The organism is Geobacter sp., from assembly GCA_009684525.1.
GTDB lineage: Bacteria > Desulfobacterota > Desulfuromonadia > Geobacterales > DSM-12255 > Geoanaerobacter.
The window spans coordinates 34,599-56,709 of record WKKR01000001.1; the positions used below are offsets into that span (position 1 = coordinate 34,599).

17 protein-coding genes and 1 tRNA gene are annotated in these 22,111 nt (G+C 53.2%); 13 read left to right on the forward strand and 5 right to left on the reverse strand.

What is annotated here, in order from left to right; all coding sequences use genetic code 11:
• The first annotated feature begins 44 nt into the window (after positions 1 to 44).
• From GJT30_00150 to GJT30_00165, 4 genes are all read left to right on the forward strand, one after another.
• Positions 45 to 1,919 (forward strand): DUF255 domain-containing protein, encoded by a 1,875-nt coding sequence (locus GJT30_00150; GenBank protein MSM38031.1) that lies wholly within the window; start codon positions 45 to 47, stop codon positions 1,917 to 1,919.
• Positions 1,920 to 1,991: 72 nt separating this feature from the next.
• Positions 1,992 to 3,569, forward strand: coding sequence for a murein biosynthesis integral membrane protein MurJ (murJ, locus tag GJT30_00155; GenBank protein MSM38032.1), 1,578 nt, complete (start codon positions 1,992 to 1,994; stop codon positions 3,567 to 3,569).
• The gene (locus tag GJT30_00160) at positions 3,566 to 4,141 is read left to right on the forward strand and encodes a methylated-DNA--[protein]-cysteine S-methyltransferase (GenBank protein MSM38033.1); all 576 of its coding nucleotides are present in this window, start codon (positions 3,566 to 3,568) and stop codon (positions 4,139 to 4,141) included. Before murJ ends, GJT30_00160 begins: the two co-directional genes overlap by 4 nt.
• Positions 4,142 to 4,389: 248 nt before the next feature.
• Positions 4,390 to 4,683, forward strand: coding sequence for a cytochrome C (locus tag GJT30_00165; protein MSM38034.1), 294 nt, complete (start codon positions 4,390 to 4,392; stop codon positions 4,681 to 4,683).
• An 80-nt stretch (positions 4,684 to 4,763) separates the two neighbouring features.
• Here the strand turns inward: GJT30_00165 and GJT30_00170 are convergent.
• A tRNA-Arg gene (locus GJT30_00170) sits at positions 4,764 to 4,840 on the reverse strand.
• A gap of 152 nt (positions 4,841 to 4,992) precedes the next feature.
• Between GJT30_00170 and GJT30_00175 the strand changes: the two genes are divergently transcribed.
• Positions 4,993 to 5,844: an MBL fold metallo-hydrolase gene (locus GJT30_00175; GenBank protein MSM38035.1), complete on the forward strand. Its 852-nt coding sequence runs from the start codon at positions 4,993 to 4,995 to the stop codon at positions 5,842 to 5,844.
• A 5-nt stretch (positions 5,845 to 5,849) separates the two neighbouring features.
• Here the strand turns inward: GJT30_00175 and GJT30_00180 are convergent, their stop codons facing one another.
• On the reverse strand, positions 5,850 to 6,530 hold the full coding sequence (locus GJT30_00180) for a DUF1573 domain-containing protein (protein ID MSM38036.1): 681 nt from the start codon (positions 6,528 to 6,530) through the stop codon (positions 5,850 to 5,852).
• Between the two features lie 157 nt (positions 6,531 to 6,687).
• On the opposite strand from GJT30_00180, the gene hpt reads away from it, so the two are divergent.
• The gene (gene hpt, locus GJT30_00185; protein MSM38037.1) at positions 6,688 to 7,236 is read left to right on the forward strand and encodes a hypoxanthine phosphoribosyltransferase; all 549 of its coding nucleotides are present in this window, start codon (positions 6,688 to 6,690) and stop codon (positions 7,234 to 7,236) included.
• Entirely contained in the window at positions 7,217 to 8,851 is a 1,635-nt protein-coding gene (locus tag GJT30_00190; GenBank protein MSM38038.1) for a DUF3426 domain-containing protein, read from the forward strand. The genes hpt and GJT30_00190 overlap by 20 nt, the downstream gene beginning before the upstream one ends.
• An 81-nt stretch (positions 8,852 to 8,932) precedes the next feature.
• Here GJT30_00190 and GJT30_00195 read toward each other — a convergent pair whose 3' ends face one another.
• Positions 8,933 to 9,103: a 4Fe-4S dicluster domain-containing protein gene (locus tag GJT30_00195; GenBank protein MSM38039.1), complete on the reverse strand. Its 171-nt coding sequence runs from the start codon at positions 9,101 to 9,103 to the stop codon at positions 8,933 to 8,935.
• Positions 9,104 to 9,362: 259 nt separating this feature from the next.
• Here GJT30_00195 and GJT30_00200 point away from each other — a divergent pair, with 259 nt between their 5' ends.
• A complete protein-coding gene (locus GJT30_00200; protein MSM38040.1) occupies positions 9,363 to 10,631 on the forward strand; it encodes an acetate/propionate family kinase in 1,269 nt (422 codons plus the stop codon).
• Positions 10,632 to 10,737: 106 nt separating this feature from the next.
• Here the strand turns inward: GJT30_00200 and pta are convergent, their stop codons facing one another.
• The gene (gene pta, locus GJT30_00205; GenBank protein ID MSM38041.1) at positions 10,738 to 11,739 is read right to left on the reverse strand and encodes a phosphate acetyltransferase; all 1,002 of its coding nucleotides are present in this window, start codon (positions 11,737 to 11,739) and stop codon (positions 10,738 to 10,740) included.
• Positions 11,740 to 11,945: 206 nt separating this feature from the next.
• Entirely contained in the window at positions 11,946 to 14,057 is a 2,112-nt protein-coding gene (locus GJT30_00210) for a bacteriohemerythrin (GenBank protein MSM38042.1), read from the reverse strand.
• A 517-nt stretch (positions 14,058 to 14,574) separates the two neighbouring features.
• On the opposite strand from GJT30_00210, the gene GJT30_00215 reads away from it, so the two are divergent.
• From GJT30_00215 to GJT30_00235, 5 genes are all read left to right on the forward strand, one after another.
• The gene (locus GJT30_00215; GenBank protein ID MSM38043.1) at positions 14,575 to 15,858 is read left to right on the forward strand and encodes a nucleotide sugar dehydrogenase; all 1,284 of its coding nucleotides are present in this window, start codon (positions 14,575 to 14,577) and stop codon (positions 15,856 to 15,858) included.
• A 51-nt stretch (positions 15,859 to 15,909) separates the two neighbouring features.
• Complete coding sequence (locus GJT30_00220; GenBank protein MSM38044.1) at positions 15,910 to 16,932, forward strand: NAD-dependent epimerase/dehydratase family protein; 1,023 nt, start codon at positions 15,910 to 15,912, stop codon at positions 16,930 to 16,932.
• Positions 16,933 to 16,968: 36 nt separating this feature from the next.
• Positions 16,969 to 19,026, forward strand: a complete 2,058-nt coding sequence (gene prsK / locus GJT30_00225; GenBank protein ID MSM38045.1) for a PEP-CTERM system histidine kinase PrsK — start codon at positions 16,969 to 16,971, stop codon at positions 19,024 to 19,026.
• A gap of 106 nt (positions 19,027 to 19,132) precedes the next feature.
• Positions 19,133 to 20,500, forward strand: a complete 1,368-nt coding sequence (gene prsR / locus GJT30_00230) for a PEP-CTERM-box response regulator transcription factor (GenBank protein MSM38046.1) — start codon at positions 19,133 to 19,135, stop codon at positions 20,498 to 20,500.
• A 19-nt stretch (positions 20,501 to 20,519) separates the two neighbouring features.
• Complete coding sequence (locus GJT30_00235) at positions 20,520 to 22,088, forward strand: NAD(P)H-hydrate dehydratase (GenBank protein ID MSM38047.1); 1,569 nt, start codon at positions 20,520 to 20,522, stop codon at positions 22,086 to 22,088.
• Positions 22,089 to 22,111: the final 23 nt, after the last annotated feature.

Genomic DNA, 22,111 nt, shown 5'->3' on the forward strand with positions numbered 1-22,111 from the left:
AACGATTTTATCCACTTCACCGGCATCCTTTCCGGAGGTGCACAATGTCCAGCGACACCCGTGACGGCAACATGGTGATCCGGCAACTTTTGGCGGTCGACCGCGAGCAACTGCCGACAGATGGCGGTGAACTCTACAACAGGCTGATCTTTTCCGCCAGCCCCTATCTGCTCCAGCATGCTGAAAACCCGGTGGACTGGTACCCGTGGGGGGAGGAGGCATTTGCCCGCGCCTTGCGGGAGGATAAACCGGTCTTTCTATCCATCGGGTATGCCACCTGTCACTGGTGTCATGTCATGGCCCACGAGTCCTTTGCCGACAATGAGGTTGCCGCATTCCTCAATCGTCATTTCATTGCCATCAAGGTGGATCGTGAGGAGCGGCCCGATATCGACGATCAATACATGGCGGTTGCGCAGCTCATGACCGGTGGCGGCGGCTGGCCTCTCACCATCGTGATGCTGCCGGACAAAAGGCCCTTCTATGCTGCCACCTACCTGTCGAAGTTGCGGCGTCACGGAATGCCGGGGCTGCTGGATGTCCTGTCCCGTATCAACGACCTGTGGCGTACTGAGCGGTCACGGCTGGAGCAGCATTGCACGGTGGTGATGGATGGGCTGCGAGAAGCTCCGGAGGTTGCAGATGGGCAGGCAGAACCGCAGCAGCTTGCGGATCAGGCGACTGCTCAGCTGACGCGGCTGTACGATACGGAGAACGGAGGATTCGGCACGGCGCCCAAATTCCCCATGCCGCTCTACCACCTCTTTCTGCTGCAACGGTGGCGGACTACGGGGGATGTTTCGCTGCAGGAGATGGTTTCGACAACCCTCTACCAGATGCGATTTGGCGGTATCTACGACCAGATCGGATTCGGATTTCACCGTTACAGTGTGGACCGGCAGTGGTTGGTGCCGCACTTTGAAAAGATGCTCTATGACCAAGCACTGATGGCCCTGGTCTACCTTGAAGCCGGCAAGGATATGGACAATACATTTTTTGTCGCCGTGGCCGAGGAGATCCTGGCGTTTGTCCTGCGGGATCTTGCCCTGCCGGATGGCGGCTATGCGTGCGCCCTTGATGCCGACAGCGAAGGGCGGGAAGGTGCCTGCTACCTCTGGACCCCTGCCTCAGTGACAGCCGCGGTAGGGGAAGAGGCCGAGCAGTGCTGTCGCTTGTTCGACGTCTCAAGTGAGGGGGATTTTGAAGGGGAGTCCATCCTGCATCTTTCCCGCTCACTCCCTGACATGGCCAGGCAATGGGGGATGACTCCGGATGCACTGGCTGCTGCCGTGGATCGGTGGCGACAGAAGTTGTTGAACGCCCGATCTGCGAGGATACAGCCACTCAGGGACGAAAAGGTGCTCACGGCATGGAACGGGTTGTCCATTGCTGCTTTGGCCAACGGTTACGCCGTCACTGGCAACCAGACGTACCTCCATGCAGCGGAAGACGCGGTCGCTTTTGTCCGTACCCACCTGACCGATGGCGAAGGCTGGCTCATGCGGAGCTGGTTCGCGGGCCGGGTGTCGGTTCCTGGATTCCTGGAAGATTATGCATTTTTCGGGTGGGGGCTGCTTGAGCTTTACCGAGCAACCGGAGGAAGTGACTGGCTCGCCGCCGCACGCTCGGTAGCGGACAGAATGCTTGCCTTGTTTGGGAGTGCCGGTACCGGTCGGCTCTTAGACAGCGCTGGGGAGGAGCTGCTCGTTAGCCGTTCTTCGCTCCATGATGGGGTCATCCCTTCCGGTACAGCCGTGGCGGTCATGATTCTGCGCCAGCTTGGCACCCTCTGCGGAGAGGAGAGCTACTTACGCCGGAGCCGGGCCATCGTTACGGACAGTCTCTGCCAAGTGGCGCACCAGCCGATTTCGGCCATCTATTTGCTCATGAACGGGCTCCCCGATACCGCTCCCGGCTGAGAGAGTGAAAATGGTTCCGTGTTGCCGGTGTTCTGTGGTACATAGCTGGCACCACCAGATACAGGGGAGTCCATGTCGGAAAAGAGGAACATTGCCCGAGCTGCCGGGGTACTCGGCTTTGCAACCATTTTGTCGCGGATCATGGGTATGGTGCGGGACATGGTGGTATCCCGCCTGTTCGGCGCCGGTTTTGCCACGGACGCCTTCTTTGCTGCATTTCAGATCCCCAACATGCTCCGCCGTTTCTTTGCTGAAGGGGCGCTGACCTCTGCTTTTGTTCCGACCTTTTCCGAGTGTCTCACCCGCGACGGCGAGGATGCCGCTCGAGAGCTGGCAAATATCTGCTTTACCCTCCTGACCATTGTCATGGCAGGCGTAACCGTGGCAGGCATCCTGTTATCCCCCCAGATCGTCGGGCTCATGTTCCCTGGGTTTCGAACCGTGCCGGCAAAATTCGAGTTGACCGTTTTGCTCAACCGGCTGATGTTTCCTTATCTCTTTTTTATCAGTCTATTGGCCCTCTGCATGGGCATTCTGAATACGATACGACATTTTTTCACCCCGGCCATTTCGACGGTGTTTCTCAATCTGGCGATGATTCTGTCGGCCTGGCTGCTACACGATTACTTTGCTGTGCCGATTACTGCTCTCGCTGTCGGTGTTCTGCTGGGAGGGGTGCTGCAATTGCTGTTGCAGTTGCCAGTTCTTTGCCAACGGGGTTTTTTATTCAAACCTTCGTTTTCATTCAGACACCCGGCAGTCAGGAAAATAGCCCTGCTGATGGGGCCGTCAATCTTTGGTGTCGGGATCTACTACCTGAATATCACCGTGGGGAATATCCTGGCGTCGCTGCTTCCCCAAGGGAGCGTCTCCTATCTCTATTATGCCCAGCGACTCTTCGAGTTCCCCCAGGGGATCTTTACCGTATCCGTGGCCCAGGCAGTGCTCCCCTCCATGTCCCGGCAGGCTGCCGCCGGCGAGATTGATGACCTCAAGGAGTCACTCACCTTTGGCCTGCGGCTCATCATCTTCGTGACCATTCCCGCCATGGCAGGTCTGGTGGTTTGCTCCACTCCCATTTTCAGCCTGCTGTTCATGGGGGGAGAATTCGGCTTCGACAAGGCTCAGAAATGCGCAGAGGCGTTGATATTCTATTCACTGGGGCTTTCTCTGGTAGCCTTGATGCGGGTGCTTGTCCCTGCCTTTTATGCCCTCAAGGACACCAGAACCCCGGTCTTCACCGCTTTCATCGCCTTCATCCTCAATGTAGTCTTTAGTCTCCTCCTGATGCGCCCTCTGTTGCACGGAGGGTTGGCACTGGCTTCGACCCTGGCAGCGGGAGCCAACCTGCTGCTCCTGTTGCTGTTTCTGCGCAGGAAGATCGGTCCTTTTGGCGGGAGGAAGATCCTGATTGCCGGGATAAAGGCGCTTGTGGCGTCAGTCCCGGTAGGGGGTGCTGCCTATTGGGCCATGGGGCTGGCCGATTGGTCGCTGTTGGAGGGGCGCCTGGCAAAGGCTTTTCTCATGGGGGGCACCGTGGCTGTCTGTGCAGGCATCTATCTGGGGGCATCATGGATGCTGCGCAGTGAAGAGGTCAGGGACGGAATAACGCTGGTCCGGCAGAAAATGGCGCGAAGGAGAAACGGATGAGAAGACGTTGCGTACAAAATGGGCGATATGCCGTGTATCACACTGTTCTTGGCTGGGGGGCGGTCCTTGCCAGCGATAACAGACTGGTCGAGGTCATGCTCCCCTTTGAGCGATCGGGGAAAGAGGAGCTGACGAGCAGAATTGTTTCTGAGTGGCCGGATGCCCGGGAGGGGAACGGTCTGGAGAAGGAAGCGGCGGTGTTGCTCGCGGCCTATTTTGCCGGGCAGCGGATACCGTTCCAGCTCCCTTTGGATCAGAGCGGTTTCACCCCGTTCCAGAAATTGGTCTATGCCGTGGTGGCAACCATCCCCTATGGCTCAGTCCGTACCTATGGCGATGTAGCTCAGGCAATCGGAAGCGCCGGCGCTGCCCGGGGAGTCGGCACGGCAATGGCTGCCAATCCGCTGCCGATAATCATCCCCTGTCACCGGGTCGTCGGGGCTTCCGGGAAGCTGACAGGATATTCCGGACCAGGGGGGATTGAGACCAAGGCATGGCTGCTGAGGCAAGAGGGGGTTCTCCTCGACAGGCGGGAGAGGGTGGCGGAGATAATTCGCCAGAGCGATCCTTGACAGGGGGCAGGTCTGGTACCTGAGCCTGCGTCATTGCCGCATGCGACAGGTGCCGGAATCAGCAAACCTTTTTCATGGACCAGGGTTTAATAATGGCCCACAGCGGAATATCTTAATATATGGTATAGTCTGTGGAAAGTTTTCCGCACATTGCCATTCTATTCAAGACTGCTGTATGAAAAAGGAGGTTGATCATGAGGACACGTTTTGTAATCGTGGTGCTGATTCTGGTCTGTTCATCGGCAGCGATGAGTGCTTTCGCCGCATCCATGAAGGATCTTCTGTACCAGGGGGCAACGGCAAACGACATGGCGTTGTTCCATGGCGACAAGCACCTCAATCGTGGGATCAAATGCAAAGATTGCCATAATAAGGATATTTTCCCGGAGAAAAAATTCGGAGCTGCCAAAATCACCATGCAGACCATTGCTGCAGGGAAGCACTGCGGGGCATGTCACAATGGGAAACGGGCGTTTTCCGTTACCGGGAAATGCAATGTTTGTCACCCCAACAAGTCCGGCGACATGATTATCTACGATTGATCCGCGACTGTGCAATACGAAGGGTGAACGTAAAACTAAAAGAGGTTAGGCTCTCCATGGGCCTAACCTCTTCGCAAATCTGGCGGGCGGCATGGGAGTCGAACCCACGACCTCAGGCTTCGGAGGCCTGCGCTCTATCCATCTGAGCTAACCGCCCACGTCAACATTCCTACACCATTTCAGCGTGGAACTCAAGGGCAATTCTCCATTTTTGCCGGGCCGGGACGATAACCTGTTATTTCTTCTACATCTCTGGTAAGATGCACAGTGAGCCGGTTCCGGGCCGGAGAATGGAGGCATGGAATTTACATGCAGCGTTTTGTATTGACTGTCGTACTGGTGCTGATGCTCTCTGGGTGGGGTAACTGTGCGGAAACGATGAAAAATTACGAGATTCACAAAGTCTCGGATTCCATCTATGCCGCTATTGCTCTACCGAAAGGAAAGACCGCCAGCAATGCCATGTTTATTGTGACAGGCAATTATGTGATCCTTGCGGGGTCTCATTTCGTGCTGGAAGGTGTGCGGGAGTTGATAGCGGAAATAGCGAGGATCACCCCCAATCCGGTGCGCGAGATTATCCTGACGCATCATCACAGCGGGTATAACTACATCGATCTCGACCTTCCCCCCAATGCGGAAATCATTACTTCCTGGCAGACCTGGCTTGCGTTAAAAAGCGAGTATCGCCAGGTCAAGAACCCGGTTACCTTTTTCGACAAGGGGGTAACCTTGCAGAGGGAGAATATATCCATAATCCTGAACAGCATCGATCAGGGGCACAGCAAAGGGGATATCTTTGTCTACGTGCCTGCGGAAGGTGTGCTCTTTACCTCGGACCTGGTCTTCAATGGTGCCGTGGGGTACATGGGTACCGGCAACATGCGGGAGTGGGTCATGGGGGTCGAGATGCTAGAGTCTCTCGACGCGAAAGTCGTGATTCCGGGTGTGGGGGGAGTGACAGATACAGCGGGGATCAGCCGGTTCAAGGTCTTTCTGCAGGACTTTTTGACCGAGGTTCTGCGCCATATCGAACTCGGTCATTCTCTTGCCAGGACCAAAAAAGAGTTTTCGTTACCCCAGTATAAAAACCTGCCGGGATACAAGAATTTTTTCGATGTCAACCTGGAGCGGGCCTATAGCGAGCTCAAGGAGCAATGACTACGTTAGCGTGCCAGTGAGCCGTAGATCGGTATCATCACTTCTGGCTTGCTCGTACTGTCCGTTGTAATGGAGAGATAGCCGCTTAACATCCGGTCTTCCTGGCGTGGAGTGACAATGACCGTAACGGTGGCCGATTCTCCACTCCTCAGTGATGTTTTATCAGATCTGAGCGATACCTGGGGCATGGGTGACCTGAGGGAGACAAGTTTCAACGGTTTGCTGCCGCGGTTTTCCACACTTATAGTGATGGTTTTGGGCTGATTGGCCCGGACTTGCCCCAGATTGAGCTGCTTAGGAAGCACAGCCACTTCTTCGGTAATGGTGCCGGTCAAGGTGAGCGTGGAGGTGGGAGTTTTCGGGTCGTTCGTCTCCACTGCCACGGTTTTGGTCACTGTCCCGTAAAAGTTTGCCGAGTTGAACGATATCTTGATCTCAGACGTTTTGCCAGGCAGCATAACGGGAACACTGGCATTGGCCGCAGTGCAACCGCATGCCGGACGAATATGGTTTATTTTCAGCGGTGTATCGCCGATATTCTTTATGACAAAGGTATGGTCGAGTTTTTTCCCCTGAACAAGAGTGCCGAAGTTGTACAATGGCTGCTCGACCATAATCTGCGGCGCTGCACTGGCGGTTCCGCTGATCAGGAAAAAGCAGCAGGCGATGAGTCCACAGAATTTCATGTCTTACTCCTTACGCAGGGGCTGGATTAATATCGCGCAAGCCACTATATCACAGCCATGATATTAAGGCCATAATGATTTGACACAGTTAACCCTTTCTGTTATAGAGACTTAGGGGATTTTGGTCATGGAGCATACGTGCAAAGGCTTGACTGACTTGCCACTGCGGTTGCTCTATCCTCGTGAGCGCATACTGGCAGAGGTCGAGCGACTTGCCGCCGAGATAAACAGCGATTATCAAGGCCGTGAGCTGGTAGTGGTAGTGGTCCTCACAGGGGCACTCTTCTTTGCCGCCGATCTGATCCGGAGGTTGAGTATCCCCCTGGAGATCGATACGGTACAACTGGCAAGTTACCAGGGGACACGCTCGACCGGTACGGTATCACTTCTCAAAGATCTTTCCCTTCCACTTAACGGTCGAAGCGTGTTGGTTGTGGAGGATATCGTCGATACCGGTCTGTCCCTGCAATCGCTGGTAAAGCATCTTTGCTCACGAGGCGTGAGTGATCTGAGGATTTGCAGCCTGATTGACAAACAGGAGCAGCGGCAGTGCCGGATTGTGCCAGATTACGCAGGGTTGGCATGCAGTAGTGGCTTTCTTGTCGGGTATGGATTGGATATTGACGGGCGATGCAGAGAATTGCCCGATATTTACGAAGTTATGACTGAAACCAGTAACGGGGGGCATGATGATCGTCCAGTGTGAGCAGTGCGCAACACGGTTCAGGCTTGATGATGCGAAGGTCGGCGAACAGGGAGTCAAGGTGCGTTGCTCAAAATGCCGGTTCGTGTTCGTCGTGAAAAAAGAGCGTCAGGAACAGGTGACCGAAGAGCCGGACTTTGATGCATTGTTGAGCGGTCTGGGAGCGGCTTCTTCGATTTCAGGCAATCAGAAGCCTGCAGCTCCGACTTCTGGTGCCGGCTCTCCCGATCAGGAAGCGGTTTCGGACTTCTCCCTGGAGCACAAACAAGAAGACGTGCCCGAAACCCCGGTTACGAGCGAAGTGCCGGCCGTTTCCCGAGAGGATGACTGGTTATCGGACTTTGATCCTGCATCGCGGGAAAACGTTGACGCTCCGCACGTGGGCGCGATAGATTCGAGCGCCATGCACATGGAATCGGCAGAAGCGGGGCCGGTTGCCTCCGAACTGCCTGACTGGTTTGACAATGGCGCAACAGTTGACGAAGAATCGTCCTCAGATGCGCATTTGCCTGGGAGTACCCAGGATACTGTCGTGGAAGGTCAACCTGGGGCTGTTGGAGAAGAGGTCAGCTTTGCCTCTGAGCCTTGGCCGGAGACTTCCCCTGCATTTGATGACAACGCAGATGACCTAACATCGCAAGTGCAGTTCAACTCCTGGGAGAGTGATGCCGAACCTTCAGTTGCAATGACGGCCCGGACTGAGCCTGATGTCACACCACAGGAGGAGTCTGCTGGCGAGTTTTCTTTCGAGTCTGAGGATGAGCAGAGAGGGGAAGAGCCCCGCTTTGCCGAAGAAACGGCTGAACCTGTTGAAGCTGGCGTAGGCGAAATGGAGATGCCCCCGCCTGCGGCTGGAATTACATGGGATACGAGCAAAGCCGAAGAAGAGAAAGATTTTGTATCTGCTGCCGTGCAGCGGTTTCAGTCGCAACCTCCGATTGTCACTGTGGCAGAGGATAAAGACTACACGACTCAGTCGGAGGCCGGACCTCCACCAGTGGCTGATGTGTCGGCCGCTCATCCGGAAGAAGAGCTGCCGCCACTGAGCATAGCGTCACGGCGCAAGGGGAGTTCCTTGTTCCCTGCGGCCATTACGGTTGTTTCCGTCCTGTTTATTATCGTTCTTGCCGGAGTGGGTTTTTACATGCTCAACGAGGGTCCTGCTGCCTTCAATAAACTCGGGATCGCGACTTTTGCCAAATGGGCCGGGCTGAACAGTGCCGAAGAGGGAAGTATAACCCTCCGGAATACAACGGGAGAGTTTTTAAGTAACAAGGTTATCGGCGATATCTTCGTAGTCAGAGGGGAAGCAGTGAATGCCTACGCAAAACCGCGTGCCTCCATACAAGTCAAGGCAAGTCTCTATGCAGCACAAAAGGGACAGCCTATCATGACCAAAACAGCTTATTGTGGCAATCTCCTCACTCGGGAGCAGTTGACCACGCTTCCCTTTGCCAAGTTAGAGACAATCATGAACAACCAGTTCGGGGACTCGCTGGCAAATCTCGGGGTGCAGCCTGGAAAGGCAATTCCGTTTGTAATTGTGTTTGCGAATGTGCCCAAGAATGCGGGAGAATTTGGGTTGGAGGTCGTTGGTTCGACGGTTGCGGGGCCCTAGTTCATGCAACTGCCATGCAGGGAAAAAGAAAGGCCGACAGGGATACCGTCGGCCTTTCTGTGTTGTGTGCGTAAAAGTGGATTACGCTGCGGAAATAGCACTCACCGGGCAGGTGTCAACACATGCGCCACAATCGATGCAGGTATCCGCGTCGATATTGTGCTTGCTGTCGCCAGCATTGATGGCGTTCACGGGGCAGGAGTCGACGCAAGCGCCGCAGTTGGTGCAATCGTTGGAAATTACATGAGCCAAGATAGTCACCTCCTTCTTTAATAAGATGTAGTTCAAATTTGGCCGGTACGCTAGCACACGTGTTTACAAAAGTCCAGAAGAAAGGTTTCTACGCTGCGAGACTGTTTACAGAAATTTTCTTGAATTGGGGTTGCCTCTCAGGTATTATAAAAAACAGTTTTATTTATTTTAAAGTATTTGGGTGATATTTTTAACATGACGGAAAATTCTCAACTTTTCCGTTCGATTTTGCATATTGACATTATTTTAGGAGGAGCGCATGGATATTCTGGCCCTGAACTGTGGCAGTTCATCGGTGAAATATCAGCTTTTTGATTGGGAAAGGAAAGAGGTTGTCGCCAAGGGAATGGTTGAGCGGGTCATCATTGGAGATTCGTTCATCCTGCATGAAGTCCCTGGAAGAGAGACGTATCGTGAGGATTCGGAATGTCCCGATCATCAGGTTGCGATTGATCTCATCATAAAGACCCTTCTCGATCCAAGCCATGGCGTTCTCAAGGATATCAACCAGATATCGGCAGTTGGCCACCGGGTGGTTCACGGTGGCGAAATGTTTACCCGTTCAGTAATGATCGACGAGGAGGTGCTGAATGCGGTCAAAGAGGTTCAGCATCTTGCTCCGCTGCACAACCCTCCCAATATTGCCGGCATCGAGGCAGCGCAAGCGCTGTTGCCAAAGGTCCCTCACGTAGCGATATTCGATACAGCATTCCACCAGACCATGCCGGAACATGCCTATCTCTATCCGCTTCCCTATGACTGGTACGAGAAATACGGTGTGCGGCGTTACGGTTTCCACGGGACTTCCCATCTGTATGTCTCGAAGCGGGCATCGGTACTTCTCAACAAACCACCCTGCGACTGCAATATTATTACCATGCACATCGGCAACGGCGTTTCTCACTGTGCCATCAAAAACGGGGTTTCGGTGGACACGAGCATGGGGCTTACACCACTCGAAGGTGCCGTCATGGGGACTCGGTGCGGGGACATCGACCCTGCGATCCCGGCATTCATGATGCAGAAGGAAAATCTGTCGGCGAAAGAGATCGACAGTATTCTCAATAAGAAAAGCGGTGTCCTTGGGGTTACCGGCGGGCGCTTCACAGATCGACGGGATGTGATCGAACATGCCAACAATGGCGACCGTCTCTGCAGGATTGCTTTGGATATCGAGGCGTACCGACTCAAAAAATATATTGGTTCGTACATGGCGGCTGTTGGCAGACTTGATGCGGTCGTATTTACCGCCGGGGTTGGAGAGATGGGATGGCCAATCCGCGAACGAGCCATAGAGGGGCTTGAACACCTTGGGATCTGCCTGGACAAGGAGCGGAACAAGGGTGCAATGACGCGTAAGCGGGAGAGTCTTATCACCACGGACGACTCACCGATCAAGGTCTTTGTTATCCCCACTGATGAGGAACTGGTCTTTACCGAGGATGTGGCTGCTATCCTTGCAGGTACCTACACCGACCACATGAATTTCACATATTCATTTGCCAGTAAGGATTTTGTGAGAAAATAGCCAGTTTGAGTCGAGTTGCCTCTCTGGGCGGCAATTTTTTATAGGATACAAAAAGGCCGATGGGAGCTTCCCATCGGCCTTTTTGCGTCCAGGTGGTTTTGGCTGGTTATCCCTGGGATTGAACTGCCGTAATTGCCACGACGTTGACGATATCTTCAACCGAGCAGCCGCGGGAAAGATCATTGACCGGCTTTGCCAGACCTTGGATGATGGGTCCCAGAGCTTCTGCACCAGCAACGCGCTCCACCAATTTGTAAGCGATGTTGCCTGCATCGAGATCCGGGAAAATGAGGACGTTAGCTTTGCCTGCTACGGCACTGCCAGGGGCTTTCTTCTCGCCTACCTTGGGGAGCAGTGCCGCGTCCGCCTGAAGTTCACCGTCGATCTGCAGAGAGGGGTCAATACCCTTTGCTATCTCCAGTGCCTTTAAAACCTTATCGGCATCTGGGTGGGAAGCGCTTCCTTTGGTAGAGAATGAGAGCATGGCAACGCGTCCCGGCACATCCAGAAATGATTTGCAATTGCGTGCTGTTGCGACTGCGATTTCACCAAGTGCCTGGGCATCGGGATTGGGATTGACTGCACAGTCGGCAAAGAGAAGGATACCGTTTTCTCCAAACGAGGGGGTCTTGGTTATCATCAGGAAAAAAGAAGAGACAGTTTTGATGCCCGGTGCTGTGCCTACTGTCTGGAAAGCCGCCCGTAATACGTCTCCAGTAGTGCCGGTTGCACCGGCAACTTCACCATCAGCATCCCCTTTTCTGACCATCATGCCGGCAAAATAGAGATTGTCCTTGGCCGTCAGGAGCTTTTCTGCGTCTTCCCGCGTCAACCCCTTGCTTTTGCGTAGCTCAACTAGATCGTCTATGTACGCGGGCAGTTTAGGTGCGGTCATGGGGTCGATAATCTCAACGCCGGACAGGTTTACTCCCTTTGCGGCCGCGGCACTTTTGACTTCGTCAAGATTGCCGAGGATCACAACCCTTGCCAAACCCTGTTCCATAACCTGCTGGGCTGCGAACAACATACGCTCGTCATAGCTCTCGGGCAGTACGACGGTTTTCAGGTTACTTTTCGCTTTTGCCTTGATTTGTTCGACAAGCGACATACTCGTTTCACCTCCAGAGAAATATAAAACAAAATTTTGGCATTTATAGCGTACAGTCCGGGTGGGGGTCAATAGAAAATGATCCCCTAGATTCTCATGAAAAAAATGTCCAGCGTGGGGATTGAGGTATACGGATAGGGAATGAAAAGGGCCGCATGAAGCGGCCCTTAAGCTGATATTGGAAATTGTCGTAAGGGAACGTCCTGTTATTTGACCCCTTTCTTCTGGCAAAACTCGCCGTATTTCTTGTCAACTTTCATGATATGGGTCACCAGCCAGTCGCTCAGGAACGACATGATGGCAGCAGGTACGGCACGGCCTTGTTCATATTCATGGATCAGTTCGCCCAGTTTCTTCCGCAGGTCGTCATGGATCTGCTTGTGTGCCACATATTCCGGGTAATTCTGCTGTTGAAGGAACCTTTCCTCCTGCGTCAGGTGCGATTCGGCATAGGCAACCAGTCCGTTGAGGATATCGCTGATGACTTTGTTTCCTTCACCATTTTTCATGGCTTCATTCAGTTTCTGAATCATGGCGACAAGCTGCTTGTGCTGATCGTCGAACTGTCTCACGTTGATGCTCATCCGATCATTCCACTTAACAATAGTCCGGAATCTGTCAACAGCGCTGATGAGAGCCTCTGCCAGTTGGTTCAGGTCTTCGGCGGCTTTGGCCGTATCCTGTGCATATATCGAGGAGGTCTTGGCCGAATCGGTAATCCTGCTGATGTTTGAACTGATCTCACCGGTCGTGGCGGTCTGCTCTTCTGCAGCAGTTGCTATCTGGTTGATCTGCTGAGTGACTTCATCAACCTGCGAGAGGATCTGCTGCAATGCTGCGCCGGATTTTGCAGCCTCTGACGTGCCGTCGTGGACTTCTTTTACTCCCTGGTTCATCGCCTCAACCGCACCGTTGGTCTCACTCTGGATCGACTTAATCATGTCGCTGATCTCGCGGGTTGCCTTTGTGGTTCGCTCGGCCAAGGCCCTAACCTCGTCGGCAACCACGGCAAAGCCGCGTCCCTGTTCGCCGGCCCGTGCCGCCTCGATGGCTGCGTTCAGTGCCAGCAGGTTGGTCTGATCGGCAATATCCTGGATCGTGCCGACAATCGTCCCAATTTGGTTCGATTTTTCTCCCAGGAGACCAACGGTAGCTGCTGACGCACGCACCTGTTCGGCAATGCGGTCCATGACGGCGATAGTATTGTTTACGACCCCTGAACCATCCTGCGCCAGGCCGGATGTCTGCTGTGACGATTCAACAGCCCTGACACAACTGCTGGCGATGTCATTGGATGTCGCTGACATTTCTTCACTCGCAGTTGCAACGGTAAGGGCGTCCATGGCGACCCGTTCGGACCCTTGAGCCATTTCATGGGATCGGATCTTCATGTCGACTGCTGCGTGGGCAACTTGGGTGGCATTCTGCATGACCATGGAGATAATTTTCTGTAGATTATCCAGGAATAGATTGAAAGACTTTATCATTTCGCCGGATTCATCTTCACGTGTGACTTCCAGTCGTTGGGTAAGATCCGTGTCGCCACTGGACATTTCGACCAGACGCTCAATGATTTCCTTGAATGCGCGTCTGATGCCACTCCCAACGGTGTAGGCAAGAATGAGAATCAGGCAGGAGAAGAGAAGGGCAGCAGCATACACTGGGAGTCGAAGTTGAGCGGCATCCTTCTGCACGTCATCGACATAAACTCCACTACCAATAACCCATCCCCACGGCTCGTATTTTTTTACATACGAGAGTTTTGTATAGAGTTCAGATGTTACACCCCCTCCAGATTTTGGTTTTGGCCACTCATAAGTTACCAAGCCTTGACCTGATTTTCCGACTGATTCATTGAAAGAAACAAACAGGTTTTTGTTGTCAAGTTTCCTGACAGGGCCGTCTAAGCCTTCCTGCAAGCTTGTGGCCTTGTTGAATTTGGTGTCGTCGAGCACTTTGCCGTCAAGAGTCGGTACCGTGGGGTGCATGATCATTTTAGGGACCGGCTTGCCTAGATCATTGATCCAGAAATACTCCTTACCATTGTAGCGCAGGGTCCTTATTGTTTCGATCGTCTGATTCTGTGCATCTTCAAGGGTAATCTTGCCATCTTTCGCCAGTTTGGCTCGATCTTCTAAAATGCCATAAGCGACCTCAACCGATTGTTTTACCGCATTGCGCCGTTGCTCCATGAGTTGCTGTTCCACGAACGGCAGGATGAACAGTTCGACTCCGAAAAGTATGACGATGAAGCTGAGTACCGGGATTGTCATGATCTTCAATCTGACCGGCCAGTGTCTGTAACTCTTGATTGCCATGGGTGATGCTCCTTATCCGGGATGTATTATGAAATGTATGTAACTGGTATTTATGATTAGTAATCGGGAAATTCCCGGAGACCTTTAGCGGGTCATTGTTGAAGTAATTGAATTTACAGTTACTTCGGATGAATGGCGGCGATAGATGTGCATAACGAGCCGAAATCCTGAGAAAAATTATACTTCACCAGAATGGAGTGCTGAGGCCGTAGAATCCTTGCTTCTACATGTCCGGGACGGCACCCTGACTCTTCATCCTGGTTGATTGTCCGCTATGTAGAGCCATATCGGCAGGTCATCGTGTCAGCCTGAGCAGATTTTAAAGATAAATTGCAAAGGGAATGACGCCATCTGCAGGTCTACACCGTTATTTCGGTACTTGTGTGGAAGGCATCTGGAATTGCAATCAGCTCGAAGGGAGCAAGCCCCTACGGTTGCAAATTGCATACATTTCTGTATAGTACCTTGGGGCTTCAAAAGGCTTTCTGGGGCTGATCACGTGGTTCGTGGAGGCAATGTGTTCAACAGGTGTGTTTCTGTGGTGGGTCTCGGTTATGTGGGATTACCGGTTGCCGTTGCATTCGGCAAGTCGCGCACGACTGTGGGATTTGATATCAATTCCGTGCGCATCAGGGAGTTGCGTGAGGGGTTTGACCGGACCGGGGAGGTGGAATGCGCTGAATTGCAAGAGGCGGACATCCTTTTTACGGACAGCATTGATGATCTGAAGAAGGCAGATTTCCATATTGTTGCTGTTCCGACACCGGTCAACGATGCCAACCAGCCTGATCTCACACTCATGTTTCGGGCATCGGAATCCGTCGGTCGTGCCCTGAAACCGGGTGACATCGTCGTCTATGAATCGACGGTCTATCCGGGGGTGACCGAGGAAGAGTGTGTGCCGATTCTCGAACGGGTTTCCGGGCTCAAATTCGGTGCGGATTTCAAGGTGGGCTACAGTCCGGAAAGGATAAACCCCGGGGACAAAGAGCATACCTTCACCCGGATAAAGAAAGTGGTTTCCGGTTGCGATGCCGAGGCCCTTGAAATTGTTGCGGCTGTTTACGAATCGGTCGTTACCGCAGGGGTGCATAGGGCTTCCAGCGTCAAGGTGGCAGAGGCTGCAAAGGTCATTGAAAATACCCAGCGGGACCTCAATATTGCTCTCATGAACGAGTTGGCACTCATCTTCGATCGGATGGGGATAGACACCAGCGATGTGCTTGAAGCTGCCGGAACCAAGTGGAACTTCCTCAAGTTCAAACCGGGTCTGGTCGGTGGTCACTGCATCGGGGTTGATCCCTATTATCTCACCCATAAGGCTGAACGAATCGGTTATATTCCCCAAGTGATCCTGGCAGGTCGCCGGATCAACGACAGTATGGGGAAATTCATTGCCCAGCGGACCGTGAAGGAGATGATTCATGCGCGGCACAATATTCTGGGGAGCAGAGTAACGGTGCTGGGCCTGACTTTCAAGGAGAATTGCCCGGATCTCCGTAACTCAAAGGTCATCGATATCATTCGGGAGCTTGAGGATTATGGCATTGCGGTGCAGGTCCACGATCCCTTAGCGGACAGTGATGAAGCTCGTCACGAATATGGCGTGTCACTCTGTTCGCTTGAGGAGTTGCAACCTGCTGCTGCCTTTGTGGTGGCGGTATCCCATGCACTCTACTGTTCCTGGGGGATCGAAGATTTCAGAGTGCTTGCCGTTGATAATCCCGTACTGGTCGATGTCAAGGGGATCTATGACCGGGATGCCATGTCAGCGGCAGGATTTCGTGTTTGGCGGTTGTGAGGTGTATCCGTAACAACATAATACAAATCTGCATTGAAAGGCGAAACAACAATGGGTGAAACAGCAAACAAGATTCTGGTCACCGGTGCTGCCGGATTTATCGGGTTCCATCTGGCGAACAGACTTCTTGATGCAGGGCATACCGTTGTCGGGCTGGACAATCTCAACGACTATTATGATGTCAACCTGAAGTTGAGTCGTCTGAAAATGTTGGAGGCGCGCGACGGTTTCAGGTTTGTCAAGGGAGAACTGGCTGATCGTGCGGCGATTGCTGGTCTCTTTGCCGAAGAACGGTTCGAGATCGTCGTGAACCTTGCAGCCCAGGCAGGTGTTCGCTACTCGTTGGTGAACCCCCATGCATATATCGACAGTAATATTCAGGGGTTCATGAACATTCTGGAGGGATGCCGGCACAATCAGGTCAGGCATCTGGTCTACGCCTCCTCCAGTTCGGTCTATGGGGCGAATACCCTGATGCCTTTCTCGGTGCATCATAATGTCGATCACCCTGTATCGCTCTATGCCGCCACGAAAAAGGCCAACGAACTGATGGCCCATACCTATTCCGCACTCTATGGGCTGCCAACGACCGGGCTGCGATTCTTTACGGTGTATGGTCCGTGGGGGCGTCCCGACATGGCGCTCTTCCTCTTTACCCGGGCGATTCTCGCGGATAAGCCGATTGATGTGTTCAATAACGGTCGGATGCAGCGTGATTTCACCTTCGTCGATGATATCGTCGAGGGGGTGTTCCGGGTCATGTTTCACCTGCCTCAGCCCAATGGAGCGTGGAGTGGCGAACGACCCGATCCGGGGACGAGCTTTGCACCATACCGCATTTACAATATCGGAAACAACAATCCGGTTGAACTGCTCCAGTTCATAAACCTTCTTGAGGAGTGTCTCGGCAAGAAGGCCGAGAAAAACTTTCTTCCTCTGCAACCGGGTGACGTACCAGCAACGTTTGCAGATGTGGAAGCTCTTGCCACTGATGTTGGATTCAGGCCTGCTACACCGATTGACGAAGGGATCCGGCGTTTCGTTGCCTGGTATCGCAGCTATTATGGCGTGTGAGGAAGGTTACGAGTTCCCGTCGATATTAATGAGGGTATGATCCAGACAATTCTCTCCTGGTCGGCAACTGTTTTAGTGGTCGCGGTCTCCGTTTTTGTCTTGAGCAGGCGGGAGCGTAGCCTCGCGACGATAGTGCTGGGTGCACTCCTTATCCTTTGTGCACTTCTCGAAGCCTTTGACACTCTTGCCATTTCCCATTCTGCGGATCTGTTGATCTGGAAACGGGCGGCTCTCCTCTGCGAAGCTCTGCTTGCCCCGGTTTTCCTGTTGTTCAGTCTGACCTTTGGTCGGCAGTATTCCTGGAAAACGTTTCCCCGTATTGCCAAAGTATTGCTCTGTTTCTCTCCTCTCTTCCTTGTAACGGTCTTCGCGGCTGCACCGGAAAATCTGTTTTATTCTCCGGACTTTTCGACTGAACAGATGCTCTTTCTCGGTAATACCGGGTTTATCTTCTATATAGCCCTGTTCGTGTATTTCATTGTGGCGCTGGTCAATCTGGAGACGACATTTCGTTCGGCGCTTCGTCCGGATCAGTGGAATCTCAAACTTACACTCATGGGGGCCGGAAGCATCCTGAGTCTCTTTGTGTTTTATTACAGCCAGGGGCTTCTCTATCGTTCCATAAACATGAATCTCACCCCCCTGCGGTCATTGGCTCTCCTGGTGGCTGCAGGGTTGTTCGGCTATTCATTCCTCAAACGGTCGAATGCAGTACGGATCACGATTTCCAAGGAATTCGCCTTCAGATCGCTGGTGCTGGCCATTATCGGCGGTTACCTGATTGTACTCGGCCTCTTGGGCGAGGGGCTGCAGCATTTTGGCGAGGCTTCACAACAGGTTGTTTTCCTGTCGGTTCTCTTTCTTGGCTGTGTCTTTCTTGTTGCCTTGCTGCTTTCCGAGCAGATGAAACGCAAAATCAAGGTTTTCATCAACAAAAACTTTTTTGAGAACAAATTCGATTACCGACAACAGTGGTTGGAATTTACCAGTCAACTGGCTGCAGTGAGAAACAGGGAAGATCTGGAAAAGGCAATTCTCTCCCGCTTCTGTGATACCTTTGGCATGGGTGGGGCACTCCTGTTTCTCTATTCCGGCGAACAGGATATCTATTACAACAAGAGCAGTTACCAGGCTGATCCTACTCAGGTAACGCTCTCATCGGGCAATCCATTGGTTCGCTATATGATCGAACGGCAATGGGTGTTCAATGCCGCCTATTTTGAGGCAGAGGTTCTGGATGCCAACCGCTCCCTGTTTGCGGAGTCACGAATAACTTTTGTTATCCCGGTATTTTCGGGACTGGAGATGATAGGGTTCATAGCCTTGATGCGCCCCTTGATCGCCGACGAGGATTACACCTACGAAGATTACGACCTGATGAAAACGCTGGCCCGCCAGGCCGCAGTTGCATTGACCAGTGCGCAGCTTTCCGAACAACTTGCTGAGGTAAGAGAGATGGAGGCGGTGGGGAAGGTGACGACTTTCATCATGCATGATCTGAAGAACCTCGTCTACAGTCTTTCCCTGCTCACCGCCAACGCTCACGACTATATTGGCGAACCTGAATTTCAAAAGGATCTTCTGGAGGCTCTCACCAATACGGTCACCAGGATGAAATCCCTTATAGCAAAGTTGAAAGAGGTCCCGGATCGTCACGAACTGCACGTCCGCCGTGAAAACTTGCTTGAACTGGTAAAGGAGACGGTTGCCTCGCTCAAGAGCGGTGGTATAACAGTTAGTGGCATCAACGTTGAGGCATGTATTGACCCGCTGGAATTTGCCAAAGTCATTGAGAACCTTGTCATCAATGCACTTGATGCTACAGAAGGAAATGGACCTGTTTCCGTGGAAGTCGGTGGGGATGAACATGCGTTCATCAAAGTTGCGGACAGTGGCTGCGGTATGACAGCAGGATTCATTCGGGAACATCTCTATTCTCCATTTAAGACAACCAAGAGCAAGGGGTTGGGCATCGGACTCTATCATTCCCGCCAGATTGTTGAGGCGCATCATGGCAGGATAGAGGTCGAAAGCGAGCTGGGCAGCGGTTCTGTTTTTACCGTATGGATTCCAACGCGAGAGATCCAGTCGTAGCATCCCAGGCATTTCAACGTATGGATGCTTGAGCACATATCCCGATAGTTGGGCGAATATTCATACACATTGTTATCGATACCCTTGGACATGGTCAGGACGTGATATGGAAAAACTGCTGATTGTTGACGACAATGATGAAATCAGGAAGCAGCTCAAGTGGGGGCTTGGCAAGGATTACCAGATCCTCCTTGCTGCCGATGCCGGTGAAGCCCTGTCGCTCTTTGCGAAGCACCGTCCCATGGTCGTTACACTCGACCTGGGACTGCCACCCCAGGTCGAAACCTCAGAGGAAGGGTTCCGCTGTCTTGCGGAGATGCTCAATATTGATCCATTTGTAAAGGTTATCGTCATCAGTGGCAACGAAGAGCGGGTCAATGCATTGCGGGCCGTTGACATGGGGGCCTATGACTTCATCCAGAAGCCAGTCAACCTGGATGAATTGCGTGTCATTATCAACCGGGCCTGTTATCTCCAGATGCTGGAAGCAGAAAATAAGCGGCTTCAAGGAGAGCTCAAAGGGCGTGTGGGAGAATATGCCGGCATTATCGGCCAGTGCCCGGAGATGCAGCACGTTTTTGCCACAATCCGCAAAGTTGCAGCATCGGATGTGGCTGTTTTGATCTCAGGCGAGAGTGGGACCGGGAAGGAGCTGGTGGCTCGTGCAATTCATTCTGCCAGTCTGCGTAAGGATGCTCCCTTCATACCAATTAATTGTGGGGCAATCCCTGACACCATGCTGGAGGCTGAACTGTTCGGACATGAAAAGGGTGCGTTTACCGGTGCGCTTGCCAAGGTGCAGGGAAAAGTGGAATTTGCCCATAAAGGGACCCTTTTCCTTGATGAAATCGGCGAGCTTCCCGTCTCGCTACAGGTGAAACTCCTCAGATTCCTGCAGGAAAAGCTTATTCAACGGGTGGGCGGTCGGGAAGATATTGCGGTTGATGCCCGTATAATCGCAGCAACCAATATCGACATTACGAAAGCCATGGCTGATGGCCAGTTTCGCGAGGATCTCTACTACCGCATCAGTGTGGTGACGATTTCCATGCCTCCCCTGCGTAGCAGGGGAGAAGACATCATCCTGCTGGCGACACTTTTCTTGCGCCGTTTCAGCGATGAATTCCGAAAGAAGGTCAGAGGGTTTTCTCCTGGGGCATTGGAAGCGCTCCGGCGCTATCCGTGGCCGGGCAATGTGCGTGAACTTGAAAACAAGGTTCAACGTGCTGTCCTGATGGCGGCTGCCCTGCTCATCGAACCTGATGATCTGGGTTTTTCCGCACTGCCAGGCTTGCCATGTGGTGGGGATAACGAAGCTCAGACCCTGCGTGCAGCCCGTGAGCGACTGGAGATCGAGATGATCAGATGTGCGCTTTCATCCAATGGCGGCCATATAGCCAAGGCAGCAGAAGAGCTGGGGGTCAGCCGGCCGACCCTCTATGATCTGATCAAGAAGTACAACTTGCCGACATGAGTATGGAGACGTATCTGACATGAAGGTGGTCTCGGCTGAAGTGATGCAGCAAATCGATGCTGAAGCGATCCATTCCTTTGACATTCCGGGAGTGGATCTCATGGAGCGAGCCGGTCAGCACTGCGCTGAAACGGTTATGGCCCTGTTTGCCGCACATGCGTCGCGAAAGGCTCTCGTAGTTGCCGGTAAGGGGAATAACGGCGGTGATGGGTATGTAATTGCCCGGCTGTTGCATGGGCATGGCTGGCAGATCGATGTCATGGTTCTCGCCCAAAAAGAAGATATTGGCGGCGATGCAGCAATAAACCTGCAGCGACTACCGGCCTCAGTTACGGTTTCGTTCTGTTCCGACGAGGAATCTTTCAACAGCCATCCGGGCGATTGGTCCGGGTATGGAGTGCTCATTGATGCACTCTTTGGCACCGGCCTAAAGCAACCGGTGACCGGGGTTTACCTGAGGGCCATTGAAGCGATGAACGCTGCGCAGGTACCGGTTGTGGCAGTGGACATCCCGTCTGGAATTCATGGTACTTCCGGAAAAATTCTCGGCAAAGCGGTTTGCGCAGATGTGACCGTGACCTTTGCCTGCGCAAAGTTGGGGCATATCCTCTATCCTGGCGCAGAGTATGCCGGCGAGATTCGGGTTGTTGATATCGGCATCCCTGTCGAGATTACGGCACGGGCACCGGGTTTCGAGTTCGTCGATCTGCACCATGCCAAAGACTTGGTAAGGCCTCGGAAACGCGATTCCCACAAGGGGACCTTTGGTCACTGCCTCATCATTGCCGGTTCCACCGGGCATACCGGTGCTGCGGCCATGACAGCGGCAAGTGCGGTAAGGAGCGGTTCGGGGTTGGTGACTCTGGGGATACCGGGAAGTCTCAATGCCATTCTGGAGGTGAAAACCACCGAGGCCATGACGCTCCCCCTTGTTGATCATGGCAGGGGTTATCTGGGCGGGGATGCTGCAGAGGCGATCATTGCGGCTTCGCAGGGTAAAGATGTCGTGGCTCTCGGTCCGGGGCTCTCCTGGTGCACGGATACGACGCTGCTGGTCCACCAACTGGTGCAGTCCGTCACTCTCCCCCTTGTCATCGATGCCGACGGGTTGAACTGCATCTCATCCGACACATCGGTTCTCCTGGGTACCTCCTCGCAGTTGGTCGTGATCACGCCTCATCCGGGGGAGATGGCACGCCTGACCGGGGTCACGGTTGCAGAGGTGGAGACGGACAGAATTGCCAGCGCAGTGGCCTGCGCCAGGCGCTTTCATGTGATGGTGGTGCTCAAAGGGGCGCGCACCGTCATTGCTGCGCCCGACGGCAGAGTCTCCATCAATGGCAGCGGCAATCCGGGCATGGCATCCGGGGGGATGGGGGATGTCCTCACCGGACTTATCGCCTCTCTGCTGGGGCAGCGCTATGAGCCGTTCATTGCATGCCAGCTCGGTGTTTTTATCCATGGTCATGCAGGAGATCTTGTGGCACGCGAAAAGGGGGAAGTTGGGATTATCGCCATGGATGTTGTGGAGAAGATTCCTTATGCATTTAAGGATTTGCAGCAAGTCGTTTCAAGTTACGCCATTTAAACGAAAACGGCATGGCACACGTG